Raw genomic sequence first — 23,601 nt, forward strand, 5'->3', positions numbered from 1 at the left:
AGGACCAGCGCAATGACCCATATTCCGGGGATCGTCATCACAGGGGCTTCGGGCCGTATGGGGCAGATGCTGCTCAAGACCGTGTCTGAGAGCGACCAAGCGCGTCTGGTCGGCGTGGTCGAGCGCACAGGGCATGACTGGATCGGTCAGGATGTGGGCGAAGCCATAGGTGGACAGGCGCTGGGCGTTCAGGTCACCGATGACCCGCTCGAGGCGTTTGCGCAGGCGCAGGCGGTGATCGATTTCACTGCACCTGAGGCTACTCTGGAATTTGCGGCGCTGGCTGCGCAGGCGCGTTGCGTGCACGTGATCGGCACGACCGGCATGAGCGAGGACCAGATCGCAGCGCTGGAACCGGCCGCGCGCCATGCGGTCATCGTGCGCGCCGGTAACATGAGCCTGGGTGTGAACCTGCTGGTGCAACTGACCAAAAAGGTCGCCGCTGCGTTGGACGAGGATTTCGATATCGAGGTCATCGAAGGCCATCACCACCACAAGGTCGATGCGCCCTCGGGCACTGCGCTGATGCTGGGCGAGGCCGCCGCCGAAGGGCGCGGCGTCAAGTTGTCAGATGTGGCCGACCGAGGCCGCGACGGCATCACCGGCGCGCGTCAGCGGGGCAATATCGGTTTTCACGCCATTCGCGGCGGCGACATCGTGGGCGAACATGACGTCCTGTTTGCCGCGCCCGGAGAACGCATCGTCCTGCGCCATCTGGCCACGGACCGTGCCATCTTTGCCCGCGGCGCTCTGAAGGCGGCGCTGTGGGGGCAGGGTAAGGCTCCCGGTCAGTACGATATGGTGGATGTGCTAGGGCTGTAGGCGCCCCTATCGGAACGCGGCCAGACCAGAGGGTTCCGCACCCTCCTGTTCAACCTGCGCAAACAGTGCGGGCAAGCGTTGGTCCCAGGTCGGGAACAGCCCGCTTGCCGCATAGGTCAATCGTTCCAGCCCAAGTGAAATCCCCAAGGGCGCCGCATCACCGCCAATGATGATCTCACCGATCTCTGTCCAGTCGGAAGTCGGGGGATAGCTGGCGGGTGCTGGCGCGTCGGATGCGCCGACCCGGTAATACACACCCATAGTCACCAGAAAGTCGTCGCCAAACGGATCGGGAAAGAAAAAGCCCGAGGCATCGCGCGCGGCCAGCGCCTCGGCCTCATCCCGGAGCAGGACTTTCTGCGCAAAGGGCAGGCCCATTTCGTCCAGAACCGAGCGCATGTCTTGGGCCTGTGGCACGCTGACAAAGGCGATGCGCGCGGGTTCAAGGCCCAAATCCTGAACCAGCAGGCGCAGCATCAGCCGAGTTGTAGACAGACCATCAGAGGCATCGGACGGGTGGCAGCCGATCTCATGAAAAATGGGCAGGATGTCGTGACGCGACTTTTCGCCGACATCCGCCACGCGGGCCAGAGGTTGGACGACATAGCTGCCAACGGGCAGCGCAGATTGGTCGAAATCATGTCGCAGCCCTCCGTTATAGGCCACATCGCCGGTGACGATGGGCAGGGCCGGGGACTGAGAAAAACCCAGCTGCGCAAAGGTCTGATCGACCTGATGCAATGTGTCGTTCAGCGCGGTTTCATAGTCATTGTCCGGTTCGCCTGCACCGCTTGCGACCTGAGGCAGCATTGCCCCAAGCGTCGCTGCGCTGCCCAGTTTGACGAGTCTCCGCCGGTTCAGTGTCATGGCACACCTCCGCTGCTCTTTGTTGGCGACAGCCTCAGTATGACAGAGAATTCGGCTTGCAGTGAAGGGAAATGAAGACGGCTCTGCCGGGTCAGAAATCGATGGCGATTCCCTTTTTCTCCCAATCTCCGTAACGGGCGGGGTCGGGGCCGTCGCGACCACCCAGCTCTTTGGGCTGCGCTTTGGCATCAGCTTCGGCCTTGCGGCGGCGCTCTTCCGCTTCGGCAAGGGCGCGTTGTGCGGCAGGCGGTAGGTCTGTTCGGTCGTCACTCATGACATCGGGTTCCTTTCCGTGCAGGGCCTTGATATACGCCCCCGTCCGCCCAAGGCAATGCGGGCGCAGGTCAGATAAGGCAGGTATATGTCCAATAATGCAACGGCAGCACGGCGCAGCGCAGTATATCTGCTGGATCAGATATTGGGCGAGGGGCGGCTGTTGTCCGAATGCCTGACCGCAGGCGCGCTGGATCGGCTAACACCTGAAGACCGCGCGCGGGCACAGCGGCTGACCATCGAAACGCTGCGCGGGTTGGAACGGGCTGACCGATTGCTGGACGGACACCTGAAACGCACCCCCGCGCTGACCGTTCACAATGCCCTGCGCCTTGGCACGGTCGAGCTGTGCCACGGAGAGGCCGCCCATGGCGTCGTGAACGCGATGGTCGAAATCATTGGTCGGTCGCGCAAACACGGGCGGCTAAAGGGGCTGGTCAATGCGGTCCTGCGCAAGATCGCTGCCGAAGGCCCTGATGCATGGCCGAAAATGCGCGTGCCACGCTTGCCGGAATGGCTGCGCGATCCGTTGATTGCCGCCTGGGGGCAGGAGGCTGTCAAAGGCATGGAGCAGGCGCATTTTGCAGGCGCTCCTCTGGATGTGACCGTGAAACCGGATGCACAGGCGCCGGGTGGCGCGCTTTTGCCGACGGGATCGATGCGTTTGCAGGATGCAGGTCAGGTTTCGGCCCTGCCGGGGTTCAAGGCGGGGGACTGGTGGGTTCAGGATGCGGCGGCCGCTTTGCCGGTTCGGATTCTTGCGCCGCAGCCGGATGAGACGATTCTGGATTTGTGCGCGGCGCCAGGTGGCAAAACGCTGCAAATGGCAGCTGCGGGTGCGGATGTCACGGCTCTGGACATCTCAGAGGCCCGGCTTGCACGGGTGCAGGAGAATCTGCAACGCACCGGGTTGCGGGCGCAGATTGTTGCAGGTGATGCGTTGGCGCATCAGGGCCAGTATGACGCGATCCTTCTGGATGCGCCCTGTTCGGCAACCGGTACCATCCGCCGCCACCCTGATCTGCCATTTGCCAAGGACGGATCGGAATTCGGGGGCCTGATCGAGCTGCAGGCCCAGATGCTGGCACATGCCTGGACCTTGCTGAAACCCGGCGGGCGTTTGGTCTATTGCACCTGTTCCCTGCTGCCGGACGAAGGCGAAGTACAGGTCGAAGAGGCGTTGGCGCAATTTCCCGATATGCAGATCGACCAACAGGCTCTGAACGCCCCGGGGATCGAAAATGACTGGATCAGCGAGGAAGGCGGCCTGCGTCTGCGACCGGATTACTGGCCTGATCGTGGCGGAATGGACGGGTTTTATATCGCCTGCCTGCGCAAATCAGCCTGAACTGTCGCTTTTCGATGACTTGACCTTCAACGCTCGGTATCGTTGGTTCAGGCGCCAGCAGAGCGTTAGAGGCAGAAGTAACGAGCGTCATGTCGAAATCGAACACCATGGCCAGCCGATGGATGCGGTTTCAGAACCGTCTTTACGCGCGGCTTAGCCAGCGACGGAAGACGGTAAAGGGATTCGTGGGTCAGCCCGAACCGCGAACCGTGGGCGCGTATGCGCGTGGGCGACAGCTGGTTGCGGGGAACTTGCTGTTTGCCGGCTATCTGGTTGAGGCGCAGGATACCGATCTGTGGGACGTCGCCTCGCCCAGTGCGGCCTTTGACGAGGAACGGCATGGATTTGCCTGGCTGGATGATCTGGCCGCTGTTGGTGATGCGCGTGCGCGCGAAAAGGCGCAGCGGTGGGTTTGGGGCTGGATCGAAACGCATGGGCAAAGTCACGGCCCCGGCTGGGTGCCTGATCTGACCGGCCGTCGGGTGATCCGCTGGATCAATCACGCGTTGTTCTTGTTGCGCGGTGTCGATGAGGCACAGAGCAAGCTGTTCTTTCGCTCACTCGCGCAGCAAACTTGGTTTTTGTCGAAACGCTGGCGCGCGGCAACACCCGGCCTGCCGCGTTTCGAGGCGCTGGCCGGCTTGATACAGGCCGGGCTTGCGCTTGAAGGGCTCGAGTCCCTTTCGGACCCTGCCCTGCGTGCGCTGGCGCGGGAATGTGAACGGCAGATTGACGCGCAAGGCGGCATCCCCACCCGCAACCCCGAGGAGTTGTTAGAGGTCTTTACGCTGCTGACCTGGACTTCTGCTGCGTTGCATGAGGTCGGTCGGGGCACGCCGGCTGCACAGGTGAACGCGATTAAGCGCATTGCGCCCACATTGCGCAGGCTGCGTCATGCCGATGGCGGGCTGGCCCGGTTCCACGGTGGGGGACGCGGGGTTGAAGGGCGCCTGGATCAGGCGTTGTCGCAAAGCGGCGTGAAACCCCAACCCGCAAGCGGGCTGTTCATGGGCTATGCAAGACTGTCGGCGGCACGGACCAGCGTGATCGTAGATGCAAGCCCACCGCCGACAGGGGCGGCCTCGTACAACGCCCATGCCTCGACGCTGGCATTCGAGCTGACATCGGGGCGGCGTCCGCTGATCGTCAATTGCGGGTCGGGCAACAGTTTCGGTCCTGATTGGCGCCGGGCCGGACGCGCGACACCTTCACATTCAACACTGTGCCTAAATGGCTATTCCAGCGCCCGCCTGAGCGAACCGGTGCATGACGATATACAAGAGGCGCTGGTCGACGCGCCTCGTGACGTGCCGCACAAATTCGAAGACGCGACCGAAGCCGCGCGGTTTATGGTCGGGCATGACGGGTATCTTGCGGTGTTCGGTCTGACCCAAGCGCGCACCTTCGAGCTGCGCTTTGATGGGCGCGAACTGACGGGCGAGGATATTCTGCTGACCACGACCGACAAGGCCAAGCGGCAATTTGATCAGGCCATGGATGCGTCGGGGTTGTCGGGTATCCCCTTCGATATCCGGTTTCATCTGCATCCCGATGTCGACGCGGCGCTCGATTTGGGCGGGGCGGCGGTGTCCATGGCGCTCAAAAGTGGCGAGATCTGGGTGTTCCGCCACGATGGGATGGGAAAATTGTCTGTTGAACCAAGTGTTTATCTTGAAAAAGGGCGTCTGAAGCCGCGCGCGACAAAACAGATCGTTCTATCCGGGCGCGCAATGGAGTATGCGACGCACATCCGGTGGACGCTGAGCAAGGCACAGGATACAGCCTATGCCGTGCGCGACCTGCACCGGGACGAGCCACAATTCGACTGACGCCAAAAGGACCTTTGGACCCATGACCGATCTTCACCCCGTGCGCCGCGCGTTGCTTTCCGTTTCCGACAAGACCGGACTGATCGAACTGGGCAAGGCGCTGGCCGAGCGCGGGGTTGAGCTGCTGTCGACCGGCGGTTCGGCCAAGACGCTGCGTGATGCGGGGCTTGAGGTGCGGGACGTGAGTGAGGTCACTGGATTCCCCGAAATGATGGATGGCCGCGTCAAAACCCTGCACCCGATGGTGCATGGCGCGCTGTTGGCGCTGCGTGACAATGACACCCATGTGGCTGCGATGACCGAACACGGCATCGGCGCGATCGACCTGCTGGTGGTGAACCTCTATCCGTTTGAGGCAACCGTGGCCAAAGGCGCGGCCTATGACGACTGTATCGAGAATATCGACATCGGTGGCCCTGCAATGATCCGCGCGGCCTCGAAAAACCATGTTTTCGTCAACGTGGTGGTGGATGTTCAGGATTACGATGCGTTGCTGGCCGAACTGGCGGCGCATGACGGCCAGACCACCTATGCGTTCCGCCAGAAACTGGCGCAGACGGCCTATGCCCGGACGGCGGCCTATGACAGTGCGGTCTCGAACTGGATGGCCGATGCGTTGGCCGCCGAGGCCCCGCGCCGCTGCGCCTTTGCCGGTGAGCTCAAACAGACCCTACGCTATGGAGAAAACAGCCATCAGCAGGCGGCATTCTATACGGATGGCACGAACCGTCCGGGCGTGGCGACGGCTGTGCAGCATCAGGGCAAGGAACTCAGCTATAACAACATCAACGACACGGATGCCGCGTTTGAACTGGTGGCCGAGCTTGATCCGGCGCAGGGCGCGGCCTGTGCGATCATAAAACACGCCAACCCCTGTGGCGTGGCCACGGGCGCGACCCTGCTGGAGGCGTATAAGTCGGCTTTCGATTGCGACCGCACTTCGGCCTTTGGGGGCATTGTTGCGCTGAACCAGTCGTTGGATGCGGAGACCGCGCAAGAGATCACCGGGATCTTCACCGAGGTCGTGATCGCACCCGGAGCCTCGGACGAGGCCAAGGCGATCTTTGCCGCCAAGAAAAACCTGCGCCTGCTGACCACCGAAGGGCTGCCAGACGTGACCACGGGTGGCAAAACCGTCCGTCAGGTGGCCGGTGGCCTGCTGGTGCAGGACAAGGATAACGGCTTTGTCGGGATGGACGACCTGAAGGTTGTCACCAAAAAGGCCCCGACAGACGAGCAGATGCGCGATCTTCTGTTTGCCTGGAAGGTTGCCAAGCACGTCAAATCCAACGCCATCGTCTATGTCAAAGACGGCGCGACCGTAGGCGTCGGTGCCGGGCAGATGAGCCGCGTGGATTCGGCCCTGATCGCCGCCAAAAAGGCCGAGCGTATGGCCGACGTACTGGGCCTGCCGCAGCCGCTGACCATTGGATCAGCTGTCGCATCGGACGCGTTCTTCCCCTTTCCTGACGGTCTGATGGAGGCTGCCGAGGCAGGTGCGACCTGCGTCATTCAACCCGGCGGGTCGATGCGCGATGATGAAGTGATTGCAGCTGCGGATGAGGCCGGTCTTGCCATGGTCTTTACTGGCATGCGGCATTTCCGTCACTGATGCGGTATCGTCTGCTTTTCTGGGCGGCGCTGGTTGCCTTTGCGATCGATCAGATCAGCAAATATCTGGTCGTGCATGTCATGCGCGTGGCCGAGGGTAATATTGACGTTCTTCCGCCCCTGCTGGTGTTCAAATACGGCGAGAATCGCGGCATCAATTTCGGTCTGTTTCACGATCTGCTGGTGCGGTTGTTACAAGGCAATACCGATGCGGTGCGCTGGGTGCTGATCGGTATTTCACTGGCGATCAGTCTCGGCGTGCTCGTCTGGCTCAAACGGAATGCACCAACCCGGTTCATGCTGTTGTGCGGCGGTTTGCTGATCGGTGGCGCGTTGGGCAATGTGGTGGACCGGGTTTTGTACGGCTATGTTCTGGATTTCCTGAACATGTCCTGCTGCGGCATCAACAACCCATTTGTGTTCAATCTTGCGGATGTGTTCATTTTTGCAGGCGCTATCGGGCTTGTGCTGTTTGACAGCAAAAAGCCCTCGTGACCTGCAAGGAGATATGCGATAAAAGCGCCTGAAACAGGCTGGAGACAAGAATGCGGATGCCGCGTGCCATAGTTGCCCTGACGCTCGCCCTGACGATTGCGGGATGTTCCGACGTTGGCCTGCGGGATTTGCAACCGCCGGGCCAGGGCCCGGATGAGTTTTCGGTTCTGCCCGTCAAACCTCTGACGCAACCTAAGGATTATGCGTTCCTGCCGGCCCCCACGCCCGGTGGGGCCAACCTGACGGATCCCACGCCAAAGGCGGATGCGGTGGTTGCGTTGGGCGGCAATGCGGCGGCTCTGACACCGGGGACGCAGATTCCGTCGAGCGATGCAGCGCTGGTCACAGCCTCAAGCCGTTATGGTGTGGCCGCCAATACGCGGCAGGTGCTCAACGAAGAAGATGCGGCCTTCCGCAAGCGCCAGGCGCGCTGGACTCGCCTGCGTTTGTTCCCGGTTGATCGGTATTCCGAGGTTTATAAGCGTCAGGCGCTGGACCCGAATGACAATCTTGAAGCTGCTCGTCGCGCCGGGATCGAGACGCCCTCGGCGCCTCCAGAGAATGAATAATTCTTAACCTTTCCGTCATCGGCCTTGAACCCGCGCGACACCACCGTAGGTTGGACACTGTAACGAAACGGAGGATGCCCCATGGTTCGGGCTCTGGCGCTGTCGGCCGCCCTGATGGCCGCGACCCCGCTTCTGGCCGAAGACGGGCATGAGGCAGTAACAACATTCACTCTCGACAACGGAATGGATGTCGTTGTGGTCGAAGATCACCGGGCACCGGTGGTGCAACATATGGTTTGGTACCGGGCGGGCTCTGCCGACGAACCGGTTGGATCATCCGGTGTCGCGCATTTTCTGGAACATCTTCTGTTCAAAGCAACGGATACGATGGAGGCGGGTGAGCTGTCGGCCACCGTTGCGGCCAACGGCGGCAATGACAATGCCTTCACCTCCTATGACTACACCGCGTATTTCCAGCGCGTTGCGGCCGACCGGCTGGAGCTGATGATGCGGATGGAGGCGGATCGGATGCGCAACATCCGTCTGACCGAAAATGATATTGCAACCGAGCGCGACGTGATTTTGGAAGAGCGCAACCAGCGCACCGAGAACAACCCACGTGCCTTGTTCGGCGAACAGATGAGCGCTGCGCAGTATCTCAACCACCGCTACGGTGTGCCGATCATTGGCTGGCGGCACGAGATGGAAACCTTGGATATGGAGGATGCGCTGTCCTTCTATCAGACTCATTACGCGCCCAATAACGCTATTTTGGTGGTGACCGGTGATGTGGACCCCGACGAGGTGCGCACGCTGGCAGATCAGTACTACGGCGTGATCCCCGCAAATCCCGATTTGCCCGAGCGCATCCGCTCGCAGGAACCGCCGCAAACCGCAGAACGTCGCTTGACCTACAAGGACCCCCGCGTTGCGCAGCCTTATGTCCAGCGCAGCTATCTTGCGCCGGAACGCGATGCCGGGGCACAGGAAAAGGCAGCGGCCTTGTTCCTGCTTGCTGAGTTGCTGGGTGGTAGCACGACCTCGTATCTGAACGAGAAGCTGCAGTTCGAGCAACAGAAGGTCGTTTATACAGGTGCATTCTACCGGGGCGTTTCACTGGATGATACGACGTTTGATTTGATTGTTGTGCCTGCCGAGGGCGTATCGTTGCAAGAGGCCGAGGATGCCATGGATCAGGTCGTGGCTGAATTTGTCGCCGAAGGTGTGAACGAAGAAGATCTTGATCGCATCAAGATGCAGTTGCGCGCCGCGCAGACCTATGCGCGCGACAATGTGGATGGGATCGGCAACCGGTATGGCCGGGCGCTGACCAGTGGGCTGACAATCGAAGATGTGCAGGCCTGGCCCGAGATTCTGCAAGCCGTAACCGGGGATGAGATCATCGCTGCAGCCCGTGAAGTTCTGCAGCCGGAAACATCGGTCACGGGCTGGCTCATGCGCGACGATGAGGTGACGCAATGAAACGGATATTCGCAACCCTGATCGCCTTTGTCATCGCATTGCCGGCGTGGGCTGAGATCGAGATCCAAGAAGTGACCTCGCCGGGCGGTATCACCGCGTGGCTGGTCGAAGATCAATCGATTCCCTTCACCGCGCTTGAGCTGCGCTTTCGCGGGGGTACATCGCTGGACGATCCTGACAAACGCGGGGCGGTTTACCTGATGAGCGGTCTGATCGAAGAGGGCGCAGGTGATCTGGATGCGCGCACCTATGCGCGCGAGTTGGAAGCGCTGGCGGCGTCGTTTGGGTACAATGCAACCGATGACACCGTCTCGATCTCTGCCAGGTTTCTGAGCGAGAACCGCGATGCGGTGATCGATCTTCTGCGCACAACCCTGCACGAGCCACGCTTTGATCAGGATGCAGTCGATCGTGTGCGGGCGCAGGTCCTGTCCGGGCTCAGATCAGACCAGACCGATCCCAATGACATTGCAAGCAAGAGCTTTGCCGAAATGGCCTATGGCAGCCATCCTTATGCATCTGAGGGCAAGGGCACGATCGAAAGCGTTTCTGCGCTGACCCGTGATGACGTGGTCGCAGCCTATGAGGGGGTGTTTGCCAAGGATCGGCTCTATGTCGGGGCGGTTGGGGATATCACCGCCGAGCAACTGGGCGTACTGCTGGATGAATTGCTGGCCGATTTGCCCGAAACCGGCAAGCCGATCCCCGGCAAGGCACAGGTTGATATCCCTGCCGGTGTCAGCGTGGTCGAGTTCGATACGCCGCAATCTGTGGCCCTGTTCGGACAGGCGGGCATAGACCGGGATGATCCCGATTTCTTCGCGGCCTATATACTGAACCACATCCTCGGCGGTGGCGGGTTCGAAAGCCGCCTGATGCATGAGGTGCGTGAAAAGCGTGGTTTGACCTATGGTGTTGCAACCTATCTGGTGCCCAAGGATCTGGCCTCGGTCTATCTGGGCTCGGTGTCCTCGGCCAATGACCGCATTGCCGAGGCGGTAGATGTGATCCGCGATGAATGGGCACGCGCCGCGACCGAAGGCTTTACGCAGAAAGAGCTGGATGATGCCAAGACCTATCTGACGGGGGCCTATCCGCTGCGCTTTGACGGCAATGGTCAGATTGCGGGGATCATGGTGGGGATGCAGATGCAGGGTCTGCCCATCGATTATATCGCCACCCGCAATGACAAGGTGAACGCGGTAACGCTGGACGATGTGAACCGTGTCGCAGCTGAACTGCTGGACCCAGAGGGCCTACATTTTACCGTGGTGGGCAAACCTGTGGGTCTGGAAACCACCAATTGATCACAAGGGGGTGGGCTGGCTCACCCCTTTTTCATGCTGCGCAGCATATCCCCCATCATCTGCCCGAACTTGCCCGATCCGCGTTGATACAGCGCGCCGTCCACGGCCAGAACCGTGCCGCTGATATAGCTGGCCATGTCCGAGCTGAGAAATAGGCAGGCATTGGCCACATCCTGCGGCTGGCCCCAACGGCCCAAAGGCACATCGCGGCGCAGGGCTTCGCCGGCATCGGGTGTCGGCGCCAGTCGTTTCGCCCCTTCAGTGCCCTCGATAAAACCGGGCACGACCGAGTTCACGCGGATACCCTCGATCCCCCATTCCATCGACAGGGTGCGGGTGATCTGATCCACGCCCGCCTTTGCGGCACAGACATGGGACTGACCCTCATAAGGCAGATAAGATTGCGGGGCTGAGATATTGATGATGCTGGCGCCGGGGCGTTTTAGGTAAGGATAGGCGCCTTTCATCACGTGGATCGTGCCCATCAGGTCGATATCAATCACGGTCTTGAAGGCATTGACCGACATCTCTGCCGCTAGCGCCGGAAAGTTACCCGCCGCACCGGAGATCAGCACATCGAAATCGCCATAGGCTTTGTGAAATTGCTTTAACCCGGCCGCCACGGCCTCGGGATCGCGCACATCAAAGGCGGCCCCCATGGCGTCAGCAGCCCCTGCCGCCTTTAGCGCCGTAACCGTCTCCTCCACTTTGTCCTGCGACCGGCTCGCCACTGCTAGTTTGGCGCCAGAGGCCGCAAAAGCCTCGGCAATGCCTCTGTTGATACCACTTGTACCGCCGATAACGACAACGGTTTTATCTGCAAAATCCATGCGGGCCTCCCTCAAGCGGAGCCCTACTCGCCGTAGGGCACCCAGATGTTTTTCACTTCGGTTGCAGCCTGCAGGAAGCGGCGCGAATGGTCCACGCTCCAGTCAAATGCCGTTGCGTTATTGACCCATGTGCGTTTCAGATTCCCGGCCGAGGCGGCTTCGATCTCTGCCGATAGATCGGTGGACGAAAAAGACCAGACCGCATCTACATTCAGGTGCGCGGCCAGAGGTTTGGCCAGCTCGGCATGGCTGCCGGTCAGGATGTTGACCACGCCCGCAGGCACGTCCGAGGTTTCCAGGATCTGGTAGAAATCAGTAGCCGCCAGCGGGAAGGGTTCCGACGCCGCCAGAACCACCCGATTGCCCATCGCGATCGCCGGGGCCATGGCCGAGACCAGGCCCAAAAGCGGTGCGTCATCCGCGCAGAGCGCACCGATGACGCCGACCGATTCCTTCATCGCGATGGCCACGCCCCGGATCGGAACACCATGCACCTGACCGTCATATTTGTCGGCCCAGGCGGCAGCTGTGAACAGGCGCTGGATCGAGGCCTCAACCTCTTTCGCTCCGTCTTTCTTGCCGGTCATGGCATCGATACGGGCTGCGAGTTCACTGGCACGGGCCGAGAGGTTTTCGCCGATATAGTACAGAATCTGCGCCCGCAGATGGCCGGTGGTTTTGGACCAGCCTTTGGCGCCCGCAGCAGCCTCAACCGCATTGCGAACATCCTTGCGGTTGGCAAGGCCCACATGGCCCAGCAGGCCGGACTTGCCCCAGACGGGTTTGGAATAGCCGCCATCGGGGCGGGCCTGCTTGCCGCCGACATACATTTTCGCCGTGCGGTCGATGGGGTCGACCGGGGCACCTTCGCCCATGGTTGCCTCGACCTTTGTCAGCGGCTTGGGTTTGCCTTTGGGCTTGGTATAGGCCGCCAGACCTTCCCAGCCGCCCTCGCGGCCAAAGCCGCTTTCGCGCACACCGCCGAACCCGGCGGCAGCGTCGAACAGGTTGGTGGCATTGACCCAGACTACGCCTGCAACCAGCTTGGGCGCGATATCCAGCGCGAGGTTCACATTCTCGGTCCAGACTGTCGCGGCCAGCCCGTAACGGGTGTTGTTGGCCAACTCGACCGCCTCAGCCGGGGTGCGGAAGGTCGACGATACCAGAACCGGGCCAAAGATCTCCTCCTGCATCAGCGGGTCCGAGGTCTCGAGCCCCGAGATCAGCGTCGGCGGGTAATAGCAGCCATTCGCAGGCAACTCACAGGCTGCCTGATGCACATGGCCAACTGTGTTGCTTTCGACCATGCCTTTGATGGTCTGCAACTGAACCGGGTCCACGACCGCGCCCACGTCGATGCATTTGTCCAGCGGATCGCCGATGCGCAAGCCGTCCATCCGGACGCGCAGCTTGTCATGGAACCGATCCGCGATGCCTTCCTGCACCAGCAGGCGCGAGCCCGCGCAGCAGACCTGACCCTGATTGAACCAGATCGCGTCGACCAGACCTTCGATGGCTGAATCCATATCGGCGTCGTCAAAGACGATATACGCCGACTTACCGCCCAGCTCTAACGTCAGCTCCTTGCCCGACCCGGCGGTCGCTTCGCGAATGCGCCGCCCGACCGAGGTCGAACCGGTAAAGGCGATCTTGTCCACGTCTGCATTCACGATCATCTCGCCCACCGCGCCATCGCCGGTGACGATGTTGACCACGCCTTTCGGCAACCCGGCCTGCGTGCAGATGTCAGCAAACAGCAGCGCCGTCAGCGAGGTGTACTCGGCCGGTTTCAGAACCACCGTGTTGCCCATCGCCAGTGCGGGCGCGATTTTCCACGCCAGCATCAGCAGCGGGAAGTTCCACGGGATGATCTGACCGCAGACGCCCAAAGCCTGCGCGTCGGGCAACTCGGTTTCCATCAGCTGCGCCATGCCTGCGTGATAATAGAAATGCCGCTGCGCCAGCGGGATATCGATATCGCGCGATTCCCGGATCGGCTTGCCGTTGTCGAGGCTTTCCAGCACCGCAAACAGGCGCGCATGTTTCTGCAGCAGCCGCGCAATCGCGTAGAGGTAGCGTGCACGACCGGCACCGCCCAGCTTTTCCCATTTCGGTTGCGCCTTGCGGGCGGCGGCAACAGCGGCGTGCACATCACCCTGTTTGGCTTGCGTGAGCGTGGCCAGCACTTCTCCGGTCGCCGGGTTGCGGCTGTCGAAGCCTTTACCGGGTTTGGTGAAGGTCCCGTCGATGTAGTGCCCGAACTTGCCACCCTGATCGACCAGCCAGGCCAGCGCCTCGGCAGCGCTTTCAGGGGCGGGGCCGTATTCCATGGTCTCAAAAATCTCTTTGACTGTCATTGTTCTTTTCCTCAGCCCATGGCGTGACGGTAGCCAGCCGAGTAGGACCCGGTGACATAATGTTCCAGCTGCCGTTCGATATCGCCCAGCAGAGACGACGCGCCAAAGCGGAACAGGTCGGGTTGCAGCCAGCGGTCGCCCAGCTCATCCTTGATCAGCGACAGATACACCAGCGCGTCTTTCGCCTTGGAAATTCCGCCCGCAGGTTTGTAGCCAACCCGATACCCAGTACGGTCATAATAGTCGCGGATCGCGCGGATCATGACCAGCGATACGGGCAGGGTGGCGTTGATGCTTTCCTTGCCGGTCGAGGTCTTGATGAAATCCGCTCCGGCCATCATGCAGACCAGCGAAGCGCGCGCGACGTTGCGCAGGCTGCCCAGTTCTCCGGTGGCAAGGATGGCTTTGACATGGGCATCACCGCAGGCAACGCGGAAGGACTTCATCTCATCATACAGCGCCTGCCAGTCACCCGACAGCACATGGCGCCGCGAGATCACGATGTCGATCTCTTCGGCACCCGCTTTCACGCTTTCTTCGATCTCGGCCACACGCAGGTGGAACGGAGACAGCCCGGCCGGAAAGCCGGTTGAGACGGCGGCCACCGGGATACCCGTGCCGGTCAGCGCGTCAACGGCCGTTTCGATCATGTCGTGATAGACACAGACGGCTCCGGTGGTGATCGCAGGCATGTCCAGGGCGTGCAGCACGGTTGATGAAACGGGCTGGCGCGCCTTGGCGCACAGGCGGCGCACGCGGCCCACTGTGTCGTCACCCGAGAGTGTGGTCAGGTCGATCATCGTGACCGCCTTCAGCAGCCACGCGGCCTGATAGTCCTTTTTCACCGACCGTCGGCCCGGCAGGGTGGCGGCACGGCGTTCGATGGCCGAGGTATTGGCCTGCACCGCGCGGACCCAGTCCAAATCCAATTCCGTTCCCGGATTGCGGGGCTCGGTCACTTGCGGCAGATGCGCGGTGCGCACGGGGCTTTCGGTGCTCTGCGTTTCCATCATCGCGTCCTTTGGGAGATTTGCGCCAAACTCGCACGAGATGCCGTTAAATGGAAGTCATCCGGGCGCTCAGGGCTGCAGTTTTTGACCATTTGGAAAAATATTACACCTTTCTTGCGAATAATTCGCATTAGCGTTGACTTAGTTGCGAATGGTTCTCATATTTGGACTCAACCGGAAATCAAACCTGAGGTCTTTCATGATTCGCCGCCGTTTTCTGACTGCACTGGCACTTGTCGTATCGCTGCCGGTTATGGCCTGGGCCGATGAGCCTCTGAAGGTGGTTGCCACGACAGGCATGATCGCGGACGCTGCCCGTCAGGTTGGCGGCGATCAGGTCGAGGTGAAAGGTCTGATGGGGCCAGGCGTTGATCCGCATGCCTATCGTCAGACCCGCAGCGACATTGTGGCTATGACGCGGGCAGATCTGGTGCTGTGGCATGGTTTGTATCTTGAGGCGCAGATGGAGGATTTCTTTCATGATCTTGCGCGCAAACGGACCGTTATTGCCGTGGCCGAAGGCATCGACACCGAAAAGCTGCGGGGCCATGACGACTATGCCGACAAATATGACCCTCATGTCTGGATGACTCCGGAGTTGTGGCGGGACGTTGTGCAATCGGTGCAGGCGGCTCTGACCGAGGCGCGCCCTGAGGCGGCAGAGGTCTTCGCTGCAAACGCCGCGGCGCATCTTGCCGATATCGACCGTCTGGCCGACTATGCACAAGACGCGCTGTCAGGCATTCCCGAAAACAGCCGTGTGCTGGTGACGGCCCATGATGCGTTCGGCTATTTCGGTCAGAGCTTCGGTTTTGAGGTGCTGGGTATTCAGGGCATCTCGACCCAGTCCGAGGCAGGCTTGAGCCGGATCAGCGCGCTGGTCGATCTGCTGGTTGACCGTCAGATCACCGCTGTTTTTGTGGAAAGCTCGGTGTCTGACCGCTCGATGCGTGCGCTGATTGAAGGGGCCGCAGCCAAAGGTCATGAGGTCAGCATCGGTGGCGAGCTGTTCTCGGACGCGATGGGCGAGCCGGGCTCGTATGAAGGAACCTATGTTGGTATGCTGGATCACAACATCACAGTCATTGCCGGTGCGCTGGGCGCGGATGTTCCTGCGCGGGGCATGGATGGCAAGCTTTCGGCGGGTTTCTAAAAGTGCTCAATCTGGCAACCGATCAAGGCAAGGCAATTGAGGGGCAGGGGGTTGAGAACAGCCCTCTGGCCATTCGGGGGCTGACGGTGTCTTACGGCCAGAAGCCCGCTGTTTTCTCGGTGGATATGACGGTGCAGCCCGGCGCGATGACCGCGATCATCGGGCCAAACGGGGCGGGTAAGTCGACCCTGCTCAAGGCCGCATTGGGTATTGTCTCTCCTTTGTCGGGTCAGGTGACAGTGTATGGCCGATCGCTCGAGGATCAGCGTGCGCGTATCGCCTATGTGCCACAGCGCGCCAGCGTAGATTGGGATTTCCCAACACGGGTTGTCGACGTGGTTCTGATGGGCCTGACACGCGAGTTGGGTTTGCTGGGGCGCGTTCGCGCCCGTCATATGTCGCGGGTGATGGATTGCCTGCACCGGGTCGGGATGCGGGACTTTGCGGATCGCCAGATCGGTCAGCTGTCAGGTGGCCAGCAGCAGCGCGTGTTTCTGGCCCGTGCTCTAGCGCAGGACGCCGATCTCTATCTTCTGGACGAGCCTTTCGCCGGCGTCGATGCGGCAACGGAAAAGGCCATCATCGCTGTTTTGCAATCGCTGAAAGAGGCCGGAAAAACCGTGGTTGCGGTGCATCATGATCTGGCGACTGTCACCGACTATTTCGACCACGTCTTCCTGATCAACACACACAAAGTAGCCGAAGGACCGGTTGCCGAAGCGTTCACCGCAACCACGTTGCAATCTGCCTATGGCGGTCGGCTCGCAACAGCGCAGATCGACCAGATTTCGGGCGCGCTGGGCTGATCATGCTCTGGGAGGCGCTGACTTTGCAGCTGGGCTATAACGCCACGCTGGTTGCGATTGGCGCAACCCTGCTGGGTCTTTCCGCCGGGGTGACGGGCACATTTCTGTTTTTGCGCAAAAGGGCGCTGGTCAGCGATGCGATCAGCCATGCAACACTGCCGGGCATCTGCCTCGCGTTCATGGTGCTGGTCGCGCTGGGAGGGGACGGGCGCAACCTGCTGGGCTTGTTGGCGGGATCCGCGCTTTCGGCCTGGATCGGTTTGCTGGCGATGAACTGGCTGACCCGTCGGACCCGTCTGGCCGAGGACGCCGCGATTGGCGCGGTCCTGTCGGTCTTCTTTGGGTTTGGTATCGTATTGCTGACGATGATCCAGACCATGGGTGTCGGTCGGCAGGCGGGGCTCGAAGGGTTCCTGCTGGGATCAACCGCCGGGATGCTGTGGGCCGATGCGCTGATCATTGCAGTGGGCGGCGCGGTCACGTTACTGCTGGTGCTGATCGTCCGGCGTCCGATGCTGATGGTGGCTTTTGACGCGGAATATGCCGCCGCGCGCGGCCTGCCGGTGCATCGGATTGATCTGGCGATGATGGGGTTGGTCATGGCCGTCACGGTCGTGGGTCTGAAAATCGTAGGTCTTATCCTTATTGTGGCGCTGCTGATCATCGCGCCGGTGACAGCCCGGTTCTGGTCAGAGCGCGCAGATCGCGTCGTGCTGCTGTCAGGTCTCGCAGGCGGTCTGTCAGGCTATCTTGGTGCAGCGCTGTCGGCGTCGGCACCCAACCTGCCCACGGGTCCGATCATCGTTCTGGTCAGCTTTGCTCTTTTTGCGCTGTCATTGTTCCTCGCCCCGGTGCGGGGCGTGCTGGCTGCTGTTCTGCGTCACCTGCGGTTTCAGCGGCGCGTCCACATTCGTCAGGGGTTGCTCGCTCTGGCCCAGGGCCAGCCAATCTATGAGCCTTTGACCTTGCGTCTTTTGCGCCGCGCGGGGGATGTGCGTGCAGACGGTGTGATGACCGACAGCGGAAAAGCCCGCGCAGCCAAGGCCCTGCGGGATGAAAAACGCTGGCAGGAGCTGCGGGCAGATCGCGCGCACGAGGCCGCAGCTGCACTCTATGATGGCCTCCGGGATATCGAGACTGTGTTGACCGGTGATCAGATTGCAGAGATCGACCGCCGCATTGGCGGCCCGCAGGAGGTCCGGTCATGAGCGGAGAAGAGTTTGTTCCGCTGTCTCTGACGCCGATGCTGATCGGAACGTTTTCAGCAATTGCCTGTGCATTGCCGGGCAATTTCCTTGTGCTGCGCAAACAGGCCCTGATCGGTGACGCGATCAGCCATGTGGTGTTGCCCGGTATTGTCGTTGCCTTCCTGCTGACCGGGGCGATCTCAACTTGGCCTATGATGTTGGGCGCGGCGGGGGCCGCAGTGGTTGCCGTGATCCTGATCGAGGCGGTCCGCAGGCTTGGGCAGATCGAACCCGGTGCCGCGATGGGGGTGGTCTTTACCACAATGTTTGCTGCGGGCGTGCTGCTGCTTGAACAGACCGATACATCGACCGTTCATCTGGACGTGGAGCACGCGCTGTATGGCAATCTGGAAAGCCTGATCTGGCTGGATGCCACTGGCTGGTCCTCGGTGCTGGACCTGCAGGCGCTGGCGGGTTTGCCGCCAGAGTTGCCGCGCATTGCCTTCACTTTGATTGGTGTCATCGCCTTTATCTGGCTGTTATGGCGACCGTTGAAAATCTCAACGTTTGATGAAGGGTTTGCCCGGACCATCGGCATCCGGACCGGTGCGTTGGGTCTGGCATTGGTGATCGTCGCGGCCATTGCGGCGGTGGCTGCGTTTGATGCGGTTGGGTCGATTATCGTGATTGCAATGTTCATATGCCCCCCCGCAGCCGCCCGCATGATGACCAACCGATTGGAAACACAAGTTGCTTGGAGCGTCGCCTTTGCCGTCGCCTCGGCTGTGTCCGGCTATGTTCTGGCTGGTTACGGGCCATTGTGGCTGGGGGGCACGGACGCTGTCAGCGCGGCAGGTATGATCGCCACGGTGTCGGGGTTTCTTCTGGCGCTGGCCGCCCTGTTCGGCCCCTGCCGCAAGCGGTCCGGGACGCCAAATTTAACTTGATGCGGCGTATTCCTGCCACCGATGGCTTGCGGATATAGGCTGTTCTTTGCCCAGATAGAACAACCTTCGAAGCTTAGTGGGATTCGCAAGGCTGCTCGTGTTATAAATATTTTAATTACTAAATTAATGACCACCACTCACCTTGGATCATCCGGGCAGTTGCGAAATGGGGTGCCACTATTGTATGGCCCGTCGCAATTGTCCGGATGCCCCTCCCAAATCGTTATTATTGCCCCTTACCCGGTAGCAGAATCGCGCCCGCCTATGCTAGGTCTAGCGGTATGGAGCAGGCGACCCCCAATATCAGCGATGGCCGACCGGTGATACGGCAACTCGACGATGCCGCGATAAATCGGATCGCTGCAGGCGAGGTGGTCGAACGTCCCGCGTCTGCGGTCAAGGAACTCGTCGAGAACGCCATTGATGCAGGTGCCACACGAATCGCCATCGATATTGCGGATGGGGGCAAGACGCTGATCCGGGTCACAGATGACGGATGCGGCATTTCGGCGGATGATCTGCCGCTTGCCCTGTCGCGTCATGCCACCTCGAAGATTGATGGGTCAGATCTGCTGAACATTCACACATTTGGGTTTCGGGGTGAGGCGCTGCCGTCGTTGGGTGCCGTTGGGCGGCTGACAATCACCAGCCGGGTTCCCGGGGCTGATGCGGCGTCGATACAGGTTGCGGGCGGCAAGATGGAGCCGGTCAGGCCCGCCGCGCTGCGTACGGGCACTGTGGTCGAGCTGCGCGACCTGTTTTTTGCCACGCCGGCGCGGCTGAAATTCATGCGCACCGATCGGGCCGAGGCACAGGCGATCTCGGACACGGTCAAGCGGCTGGCGATGGCTGAGCCTGCGGTCACCTTCACGCTGCGCGATGTCTCCGGCGGGGGCGAGGGTCGGGTGACTTTTCGGGCCGACCGCGAGAACGGTGATCTGTTTGATGCGCTGCACGCGCGTCTGGCCCGCGTGATCGGGCGTGAGTTTGCCGAGAATGCGCTGCGGATCGATGCCACGCGAGAGGGTATCAGGCTGTATGGCTATGCCGCGCTGCCGACCTATTCTCGCGGTGCGGCGGTGGCCCAGTACCTTTTCGTGAACGGCCGCCCGGTGCGCGACAAGATGCTGACCGGTGCATTGCGCGCAGCCTATTTCGACTTTCTCAGCCGGGACCGTCACCCGGCGGCGGCGTTGTTCATCGATTGTGATCCGACATTGGTTGATGTGAATGTGCATCCCGCGAAATCCGAGGTGCGGTTCCGTGATCCCGGCGTTGCGCGTGGCTTGATCGTTTCAAGCCTGCGTCATGCGTTAGCCGAAGCCGGGCACCGGGCGTCGTCAACGGTTGCCAACGCAACCCTCGGCGCAATGCGGCTTGAACCGGCGCAGCCAGCCCCGGCACGCGTATATCAGATGGACCGACCTTCGCCTGCGGCGCGGCAGGCCTCTTATCGGGCGCAATCTCCGGGGTTTGCGGAACTGGTGAACGACTATAGCGGCAGCATCGTCGAACCGACGCCAGCCGCATCCCCTGCGCCGGTTGAAGAAGCTCCGGCGCAGGATCTGCCCTTGGGGGCCGCCCGCGGGCAGGTACACGAGAATTACATCATCGCTCAGACCACTGATGGCATGATCATCGTCGACCAGCACGCTGCGCATGAACGGCTGGTATACGAAAAGCTCAAGACCCAGATGGCCGAGAGCGGTGTCGCCGCGCAGGCGCTGCTGATCCCCGAGATTGTCGAGCTTTCGGAAGGTGACTGCGCACGTCTCATGGCGGTTGCGGATGACCTGTCGCGCCTCGGGCTGACGTTGGAACCTTTTGGCGGCGGAGCCATCGCCGTGCGTGAAACCCCGGCCATTCTGGGTGAGGTCAATGCCCGCGCGATGATCTTGGATATTCTGGACGAACTGGCCGATCAGGGCGAAAGCCAGATGGTGCAGGCGCGGATTGAGGCGATCCTCAGCCGGGTGGCCTGTCATGGTTCGGTCCGGTCGGGACGCCGCATGCGGGCCGAAGAAATGAACGCTCTGCTGCGCGAGATGGAGGCGACGCCCCATTCTGGCCAATGCAACCATGGGCGGCCCACATATGTGGAACTGAAGCTGAGCGATATCGAACGTCTGTTCGGGCGCAGTTGATCCCGCTGATTGCAAAGGCTAGTAAGAATAAAACAAGAACATCCGAGGCGACATGGTCGAGATTTCTGGAACACAATACGCTCTGAACGACCCCGTGATCCTGATCGTGGGTGGCATTGTTGCGTTGATCTTGTTGCTGTTGTTTCTGTCGCTGCGGGCGGCCAATCGATCGGCGCGGATGGCAGAACCTCTGGCCCGCCAAATGGCGCATCTGGGCCAGCACGTGCAGCAGTTGGGTCAGGGGCAAGAGCAACTACGCGGCGGTTTGCAGCATGTCTCGGACACGCAGGCCAATGCGCAGGTGCAGGTGATCCAGACGGTTGAGGCGCGCCTGTCCTCGGTACAACAGCAGATGAATGACCGGCTGGCCGACAATGCGATGAAATCCGCGCGCGCGTTGGCCGAGATGCAGGAACGTATGAAAGAGACGCTGCATGGGTCCTCGAAACAGACCGCAACCTCGCTGACCCAATTGCAGGAGCGTCTGACCGCCATCGACAAGGCGCAGGACAATATCACCAAGCTGTCGGGGGATGTGCTGTCCTTGCAGGACATCCTGTCGAACAAGCAGACGCGCGGTGCGTTTGGTGAGATTCAGCTGAATGACATCGTCTCTAAAGCGCTGCCATCTGACAGTTTTCAGTTGCAGGCCACCCTGTCGAACGGGCGGCGCGCAGATTGCCTGATCAACTTGCCGAACCCTCCCGGGCCGATCGTGATCGACAGCAAGTTCCCGTTGGAGGCTTATGAGGCGCTCATCGGATCGACTAATGATGCCGAACTGAAGGCGGCGGTGCAGATGTTCCGCAGCACGGTCCGTAAACACATCAACGATATCGCTGAGAAGTACATTCTGGATGGCGAAACCGCCGATGGCGCGCTGATGTTCCTGCCGTCCGAAGCGGTTTATGCGGAACTCCACGCCAAATTTCCCGAACTGGTGCAGGAGAGCTTTGGTAAACGCGTCTGGATCGTGTCTCCGACCACCTGCATGGCGACCTTGAACACGATGCGGGCCATCCTCAAGGATGCGCGTATGCGCGAGCAGGCGGGCGCGATCCGTAAAGAGCTGGGAATGCTGCACAAGGATGTTGAACGTCTGGGGGATCGTGTGACCAATCTCGACCGTCATTTTGGTCAGGCTGCAAAGGATATTTCAGATATAAAGATCAGTGCCGAAAAGGCGGGTCGCCGGGCGCAGCGGCTGGACAATTTCGACTTTGAAGAGGTGGTGCCTGATGAACATCCGAACGTGGTCCCGCTGGGTAAGACCGAGAGCTGACATTCTCGGCAGCTACGGGGTATCCTACGGCATATGACTGACAGCTCTTATTCGCCGGAAGTCGCCGATCTGCTCAGTCAGGCCGAGCAGGATGCTGAACGTATCGTCGGGCTTTTGCGGGTCTTTGTCGGCTTCGGTCTGGGTGTTTTCTTTCTCTTGACCGTTCAGCCTGTCGCGAACAGCGGCCATGCGGTGTTGGAACGGCAATGGGCCTTTGCGCTGGGTACCATGTTTGCCTATTTCGTTCTGGGTCTTCTGACATGGAGCGTCGCGCGGCGCGGTCGGTTCTCGAGCTGGATGGCCTGGCCGGTCTCAGCGGCTGATTCCCTGTTTCTGATCGCCTCTGTCTGGCTGGGAATGCTCAATACCGGCCTGTCCGGCGATGCCGTTTTTGTCTTGCCAGCCGTTTGGCTGGTGCCTGTTGTGCTGGCCTTTGGGGTATTACGCGGGCATCCGAAAGTGATGGCCATGCAGGTGCTGCTGCTGGTTGTCGGGCTGACGGTGTTGATCAGCATCGATGCGGGGTCAACGCGGGACCAGGCGCAGAACCCGATCTGGTTGTTTCTGGCCCCGCCGCCCAACCTTATCAGGATTTTCATGATTGCCCTGGGCGGCGTCGTTCTGATTGTGGCGGCACGGCGGGTGCGCGCCTTACTGTTCCGCTCGATCACCGAAGCGCAACGGCATGCAAATCTGACACGCTACCTGCCCTCGCAGGTGGTGCAGGGGTTGAGCGACAGTGGTCTTGCCGCACTCAAGCAAGGGCGGCGGCAGATGGCTGGCTTGATCTTTATCGACCTGCGCGGGTTCACGACATTGTCGCAACAGTTGCAACCGGACGAGGTGTCCGAACTGGTCTCGGACTACCGCCGTCGTGTTTCAGCCATTGTGCGCAGGGAAAACGGGATCATCGACAAATTCATCGGCGATGCGGTTATGATCGTGTTCGAGGGCGATCAGGCCGCAAACCGATGCATAAATTGCGGATTGGCGCTGTCGGAGGACATGCGCCGCTGGCGGGCCGAGCGAGATCAGGCGGGTCTGCCCGCCGCCGGGACAGGGATCGGGTTGCATTGGGGCGAGGTTTTTGTTGGCGTGATAGGTGATCAGGAACGGCTGGAGTTCTCGGTCTTTGGTGATGCGGTAAACATCGCGGCGCGTCTGGAGGGCCTGACGCGCAACCTGGAGATGGACCTGATCACCTCCGCCGACCTGCTTGAGGCTGCGGATGCGACCGAACACTTTGGTGATCTGGTCGACATACCGCCCATCGAAGTCAGAGGGCGTTCTGGCGCCCTGCAGTTGCTGGGTATCCCGCACAAGGCAGAGCGATAAGACACGC

General features: G+C 60.9%; 20 protein-coding genes. 15 read left to right on the forward strand and 5 right to left on the reverse strand.

Annotated features, from left to right (window positions below):
* Positions 1-12 precede the first annotated feature (12 nt).
* Positions 13-822, forward strand: coding sequence for a 4-hydroxy-tetrahydrodipicolinate reductase (gene dapB / locus ACR0I7_RS09360; RefSeq protein ID WP_480510297.1), 810 nt, complete (start codon positions 13-15; stop codon positions 820-822).
* Between the two features lie 6 nt (positions 823-828).
* Here dapB and ACR0I7_RS09365 read toward each other — a convergent pair whose 3' ends face one another.
* Together ACR0I7_RS09365 and ACR0I7_RS09370 are read right to left on the reverse strand one after the other, a co-directional pair.
* Positions 829-1,689, reverse strand: coding sequence for a hypothetical protein (locus ACR0I7_RS09365; protein WP_480510299.1), 861 nt, complete (start codon positions 1,687-1,689; stop codon positions 829-831).
* 91 nt (positions 1,690-1,780) lie between these two features.
* On the reverse strand, positions 1,781-1,963 hold the full coding sequence (locus ACR0I7_RS09370; RefSeq protein ID WP_480510300.1) for a DUF1674 domain-containing protein: 183 nt from the start codon (positions 1,961-1,963) through the stop codon (positions 1,781-1,783).
* A gap of 87 nt (positions 1,964-2,050) precedes the next feature.
* On the opposite strand from ACR0I7_RS09370, the gene ACR0I7_RS09375 reads away from it, so the two are divergent.
* The 7 genes from ACR0I7_RS09375 (at position 2,051) to ACR0I7_RS09405 (ending at position 10,543) form a co-directional block, all read left to right on the forward strand.
* Positions 2,051-3,310: an RsmB/NOP family class I SAM-dependent RNA methyltransferase gene (locus tag ACR0I7_RS09375; RefSeq protein WP_480510302.1), complete on the forward strand. Its 1,260-nt coding sequence runs from the start codon at positions 2,051-2,053 to the stop codon at positions 3,308-3,310.
* Between the two features lie 89 nt (positions 3,311-3,399).
* On the forward strand, positions 3,400-5,139 hold the full coding sequence (locus tag ACR0I7_RS09380; RefSeq protein WP_480510304.1) for a heparinase II/III family protein: 1,740 nt from the start codon (positions 3,400-3,402) through the stop codon (positions 5,137-5,139).
* A 22-nt stretch (positions 5,140-5,161) separates the two neighbouring features.
* Positions 5,162-6,751, forward strand: a complete 1,590-nt coding sequence (gene purH, locus ACR0I7_RS09385) for a bifunctional phosphoribosylaminoimidazolecarboxamide formyltransferase/IMP cyclohydrolase (protein WP_480510306.1) — start codon at positions 5,162-5,164, stop codon at positions 6,749-6,751.
* Positions 6,751-7,245 (forward strand): signal peptidase II, encoded by a 495-nt coding sequence (gene lspA / locus ACR0I7_RS09390; RefSeq protein WP_480510308.1) that lies wholly within the window; start codon positions 6,751-6,753, stop codon positions 7,243-7,245. Before purH ends, lspA begins: the two co-directional genes overlap by 1 nt.
* 50 nt (positions 7,246-7,295) lie before the next feature.
* Positions 7,296-7,814, forward strand: a complete 519-nt coding sequence (locus ACR0I7_RS09395) for a DUF3035 domain-containing protein (RefSeq protein WP_480510310.1) — start codon at positions 7,296-7,298, stop codon at positions 7,812-7,814.
* 81 nt (positions 7,815-7,895) lie between these two features.
* Positions 7,896-9,236, forward strand: coding sequence for a M16 family metallopeptidase (locus ACR0I7_RS09400; RefSeq protein WP_480510312.1), 1,341 nt, complete (start codon positions 7,896-7,898; stop codon positions 9,234-9,236).
* Entirely contained in the window at positions 9,233-10,543 is a 1,311-nt protein-coding gene (locus ACR0I7_RS09405) for a M16 family metallopeptidase (RefSeq protein WP_480510314.1), read from the forward strand. The genes ACR0I7_RS09400 and ACR0I7_RS09405 overlap by 4 nt, the downstream gene beginning before the upstream one ends.
* Positions 10,544-10,563: 20 nt before the next feature.
* Here the strand turns inward: ACR0I7_RS09405 and ACR0I7_RS09410 are convergent, their stop codons facing one another.
* The 3 genes from ACR0I7_RS09410 to deoC are packed head-to-tail and all read right to left on the reverse strand — an operon-like array spanning position 10,564 to position 14,740.
* Complete coding sequence (locus tag ACR0I7_RS09410; protein ID WP_480510316.1) at positions 10,564-11,373, reverse strand: SDR family oxidoreductase; 810 nt, start codon at positions 11,371-11,373, stop codon at positions 10,564-10,566.
* A 23-nt stretch (positions 11,374-11,396) separates the two neighbouring features.
* A complete protein-coding gene (locus ACR0I7_RS09415; RefSeq protein ID WP_480510318.1) occupies positions 11,397-13,730 on the reverse strand; it encodes an aldehyde dehydrogenase family protein in 2,334 nt (777 codons plus the stop codon).
* Between the two features lie 11 nt (positions 13,731-13,741).
* Positions 13,742-14,740 carry a deoxyribose-phosphate aldolase gene (deoC, locus tag ACR0I7_RS09420; RefSeq protein WP_480510320.1) on the reverse strand — a complete coding sequence of 333 codons (999 nt, stop codon included), beginning with the start codon at positions 14,738-14,740 and terminating at the stop codon, positions 13,742-13,744.
* Between the two features lie 199 nt (positions 14,741-14,939).
* Here deoC and ACR0I7_RS09425 point away from each other — a divergent pair, with 199 nt between their 5' ends.
* The 7 genes from ACR0I7_RS09425 (at position 14,940) to ACR0I7_RS09455 (ending at position 23,594) form a co-directional block, all read left to right on the forward strand.
* Complete coding sequence (locus ACR0I7_RS09425) at positions 14,940-15,893, forward strand: metal ABC transporter solute-binding protein, Zn/Mn family (protein ID WP_480510322.1); 954 nt, start codon at positions 14,940-14,942, stop codon at positions 15,891-15,893.
* 2 nt (positions 15,894-15,895) lie between these two features.
* On the forward strand, positions 15,896-16,699 hold the full coding sequence (locus ACR0I7_RS09430; protein ID WP_480510324.1) for a metal ABC transporter ATP-binding protein: 804 nt from the start codon (positions 15,896-15,898) through the stop codon (positions 16,697-16,699).
* Between the two features lie 2 nt (positions 16,700-16,701).
* Entirely contained in the window at positions 16,702-17,907 is a 1,206-nt protein-coding gene (locus ACR0I7_RS09435) for a metal ABC transporter permease (protein ID WP_480510325.1), read from the forward strand.
* Entirely contained in the window at positions 17,904-18,833 is a 930-nt protein-coding gene (locus ACR0I7_RS09440) for a metal ABC transporter permease (RefSeq protein WP_480510327.1), read from the forward strand. The genes ACR0I7_RS09435 and ACR0I7_RS09440 overlap by 4 nt, the downstream gene beginning before the upstream one ends.
* 281 nt (positions 18,834-19,114) lie before the next feature.
* Complete coding sequence (gene mutL, locus ACR0I7_RS09445) at positions 19,115-20,977, forward strand: DNA mismatch repair endonuclease MutL (RefSeq protein ID WP_480510329.1); 1,863 nt, start codon at positions 19,115-19,117, stop codon at positions 20,975-20,977.
* A gap of 52 nt (positions 20,978-21,029) precedes the next feature.
* Entirely contained in the window at positions 21,030-22,259 is a 1,230-nt protein-coding gene (locus tag ACR0I7_RS09450; RefSeq protein ID WP_480510331.1) for a DNA recombination protein RmuC, read from the forward strand.
* 33 nt (positions 22,260-22,292) lie between these two features.
* Positions 22,293-23,594, forward strand: a complete 1,302-nt coding sequence (locus ACR0I7_RS09455) for an adenylate/guanylate cyclase domain-containing protein (RefSeq protein WP_480510333.1) — start codon at positions 22,293-22,295, stop codon at positions 23,592-23,594.
* Positions 23,595-23,601 lie beyond the last annotated feature (7 nt).

It is taken from the genome of Ruegeria sp. AM1 (assembly GCF_056540745.1).

Excerpts from the sequence above, each read along its gene's own strand:
- ACR0I7_RS09400 (WP_480510312.1), top strand. The coding sequence starts at position 7,896 with ATGGTTCGGGCTCTGGCGCTGTCGGCCGCCCTGATGGCCGCGACCCCG.
- ACR0I7_RS09375 (WP_480510302.1), top strand. The coding sequence starts at position 2,051 with ATGTCCAATAATGCAACGGCAGCACGGCGCAGCGCAGTATATCTGCTG.
- ACR0I7_RS09365 (WP_480510299.1), bottom strand. The coding sequence starts at position 1,689 with ATGACACTGAACCGGCGGAGACTCGTCAAACTGGGCAGCGCAGCGACG.
- ACR0I7_RS09455 (WP_480510333.1), top strand. The coding sequence starts at position 22,293 with ATGACTGACAGCTCTTATTCGCCGGAAGTCGCCGATCTGCTCAGTCAG.
- ACR0I7_RS09370 (WP_480510300.1), bottom strand. The coding sequence starts at position 1,963 with ATGAGTGACGACCGAACAGACCTACCGCCTGCCGCACAACGCGCCCTT.
- ACR0I7_RS09395 (WP_480510310.1), top strand. The coding sequence starts at position 7,296 with ATGCGGATGCCGCGTGCCATAGTTGCCCTGACGCTCGCCCTGACGATT.
- lspA (WP_480510308.1), top strand. The coding sequence starts at position 6,751 with ATGCGGTATCGTCTGCTTTTCTGGGCGGCGCTGGTTGCCTTTGCGATC.
- purH (WP_480510306.1), top strand. The coding sequence starts at position 5,162 with ATGACCGATCTTCACCCCGTGCGCCGCGCGTTGCTTTCCGTTTCCGAC.
- ACR0I7_RS09415 (WP_480510318.1), bottom strand. The coding sequence starts at position 13,730 with ATGACAGTCAAAGAGATTTTTGAGACCATGGAATACGGCCCCGCCCCT.
- deoC (WP_480510320.1), bottom strand. The coding sequence starts at position 14,740 with ATGGAAACGCAGAGCACCGAAAGCCCCGTGCGCACCGCGCATCTGCCG.
- mutL (WP_480510329.1), top strand. The coding sequence starts at position 19,115 with ATGGAGCAGGCGACCCCCAATATCAGCGATGGCCGACCGGTGATACGG.
- dapB (WP_480510297.1), top strand. The coding sequence starts at position 13 with ATGACCCATATTCCGGGGATCGTCATCACAGGGGCTTCGGGCCGTATG.
- ACR0I7_RS09405 (WP_480510314.1), top strand. The coding sequence starts at position 9,233 with ATGAAACGGATATTCGCAACCCTGATCGCCTTTGTCATCGCATTGCCG.
- ACR0I7_RS09450 (WP_480510331.1), top strand. The coding sequence starts at position 21,030 with ATGGTCGAGATTTCTGGAACACAATACGCTCTGAACGACCCCGTGATC.
- ACR0I7_RS09380 (WP_480510304.1), top strand. The coding sequence starts at position 3,400 with ATGTCGAAATCGAACACCATGGCCAGCCGATGGATGCGGTTTCAGAAC.
- ACR0I7_RS09410 (WP_480510316.1), bottom strand. The coding sequence starts at position 11,373 with ATGGATTTTGCAGATAAAACCGTTGTCGTTATCGGCGGTACAAGTGGT.
- ACR0I7_RS09425 (WP_480510322.1), top strand. The coding sequence starts at position 14,940 with ATGATTCGCCGCCGTTTTCTGACTGCACTGGCACTTGTCGTATCGCTG.
- ACR0I7_RS09435 (WP_480510325.1), top strand. The coding sequence starts at position 16,702 with ATGCTCTGGGAGGCGCTGACTTTGCAGCTGGGCTATAACGCCACGCTG.
- ACR0I7_RS09440 (WP_480510327.1), top strand. The coding sequence starts at position 17,904 with ATGAGCGGAGAAGAGTTTGTTCCGCTGTCTCTGACGCCGATGCTGATC.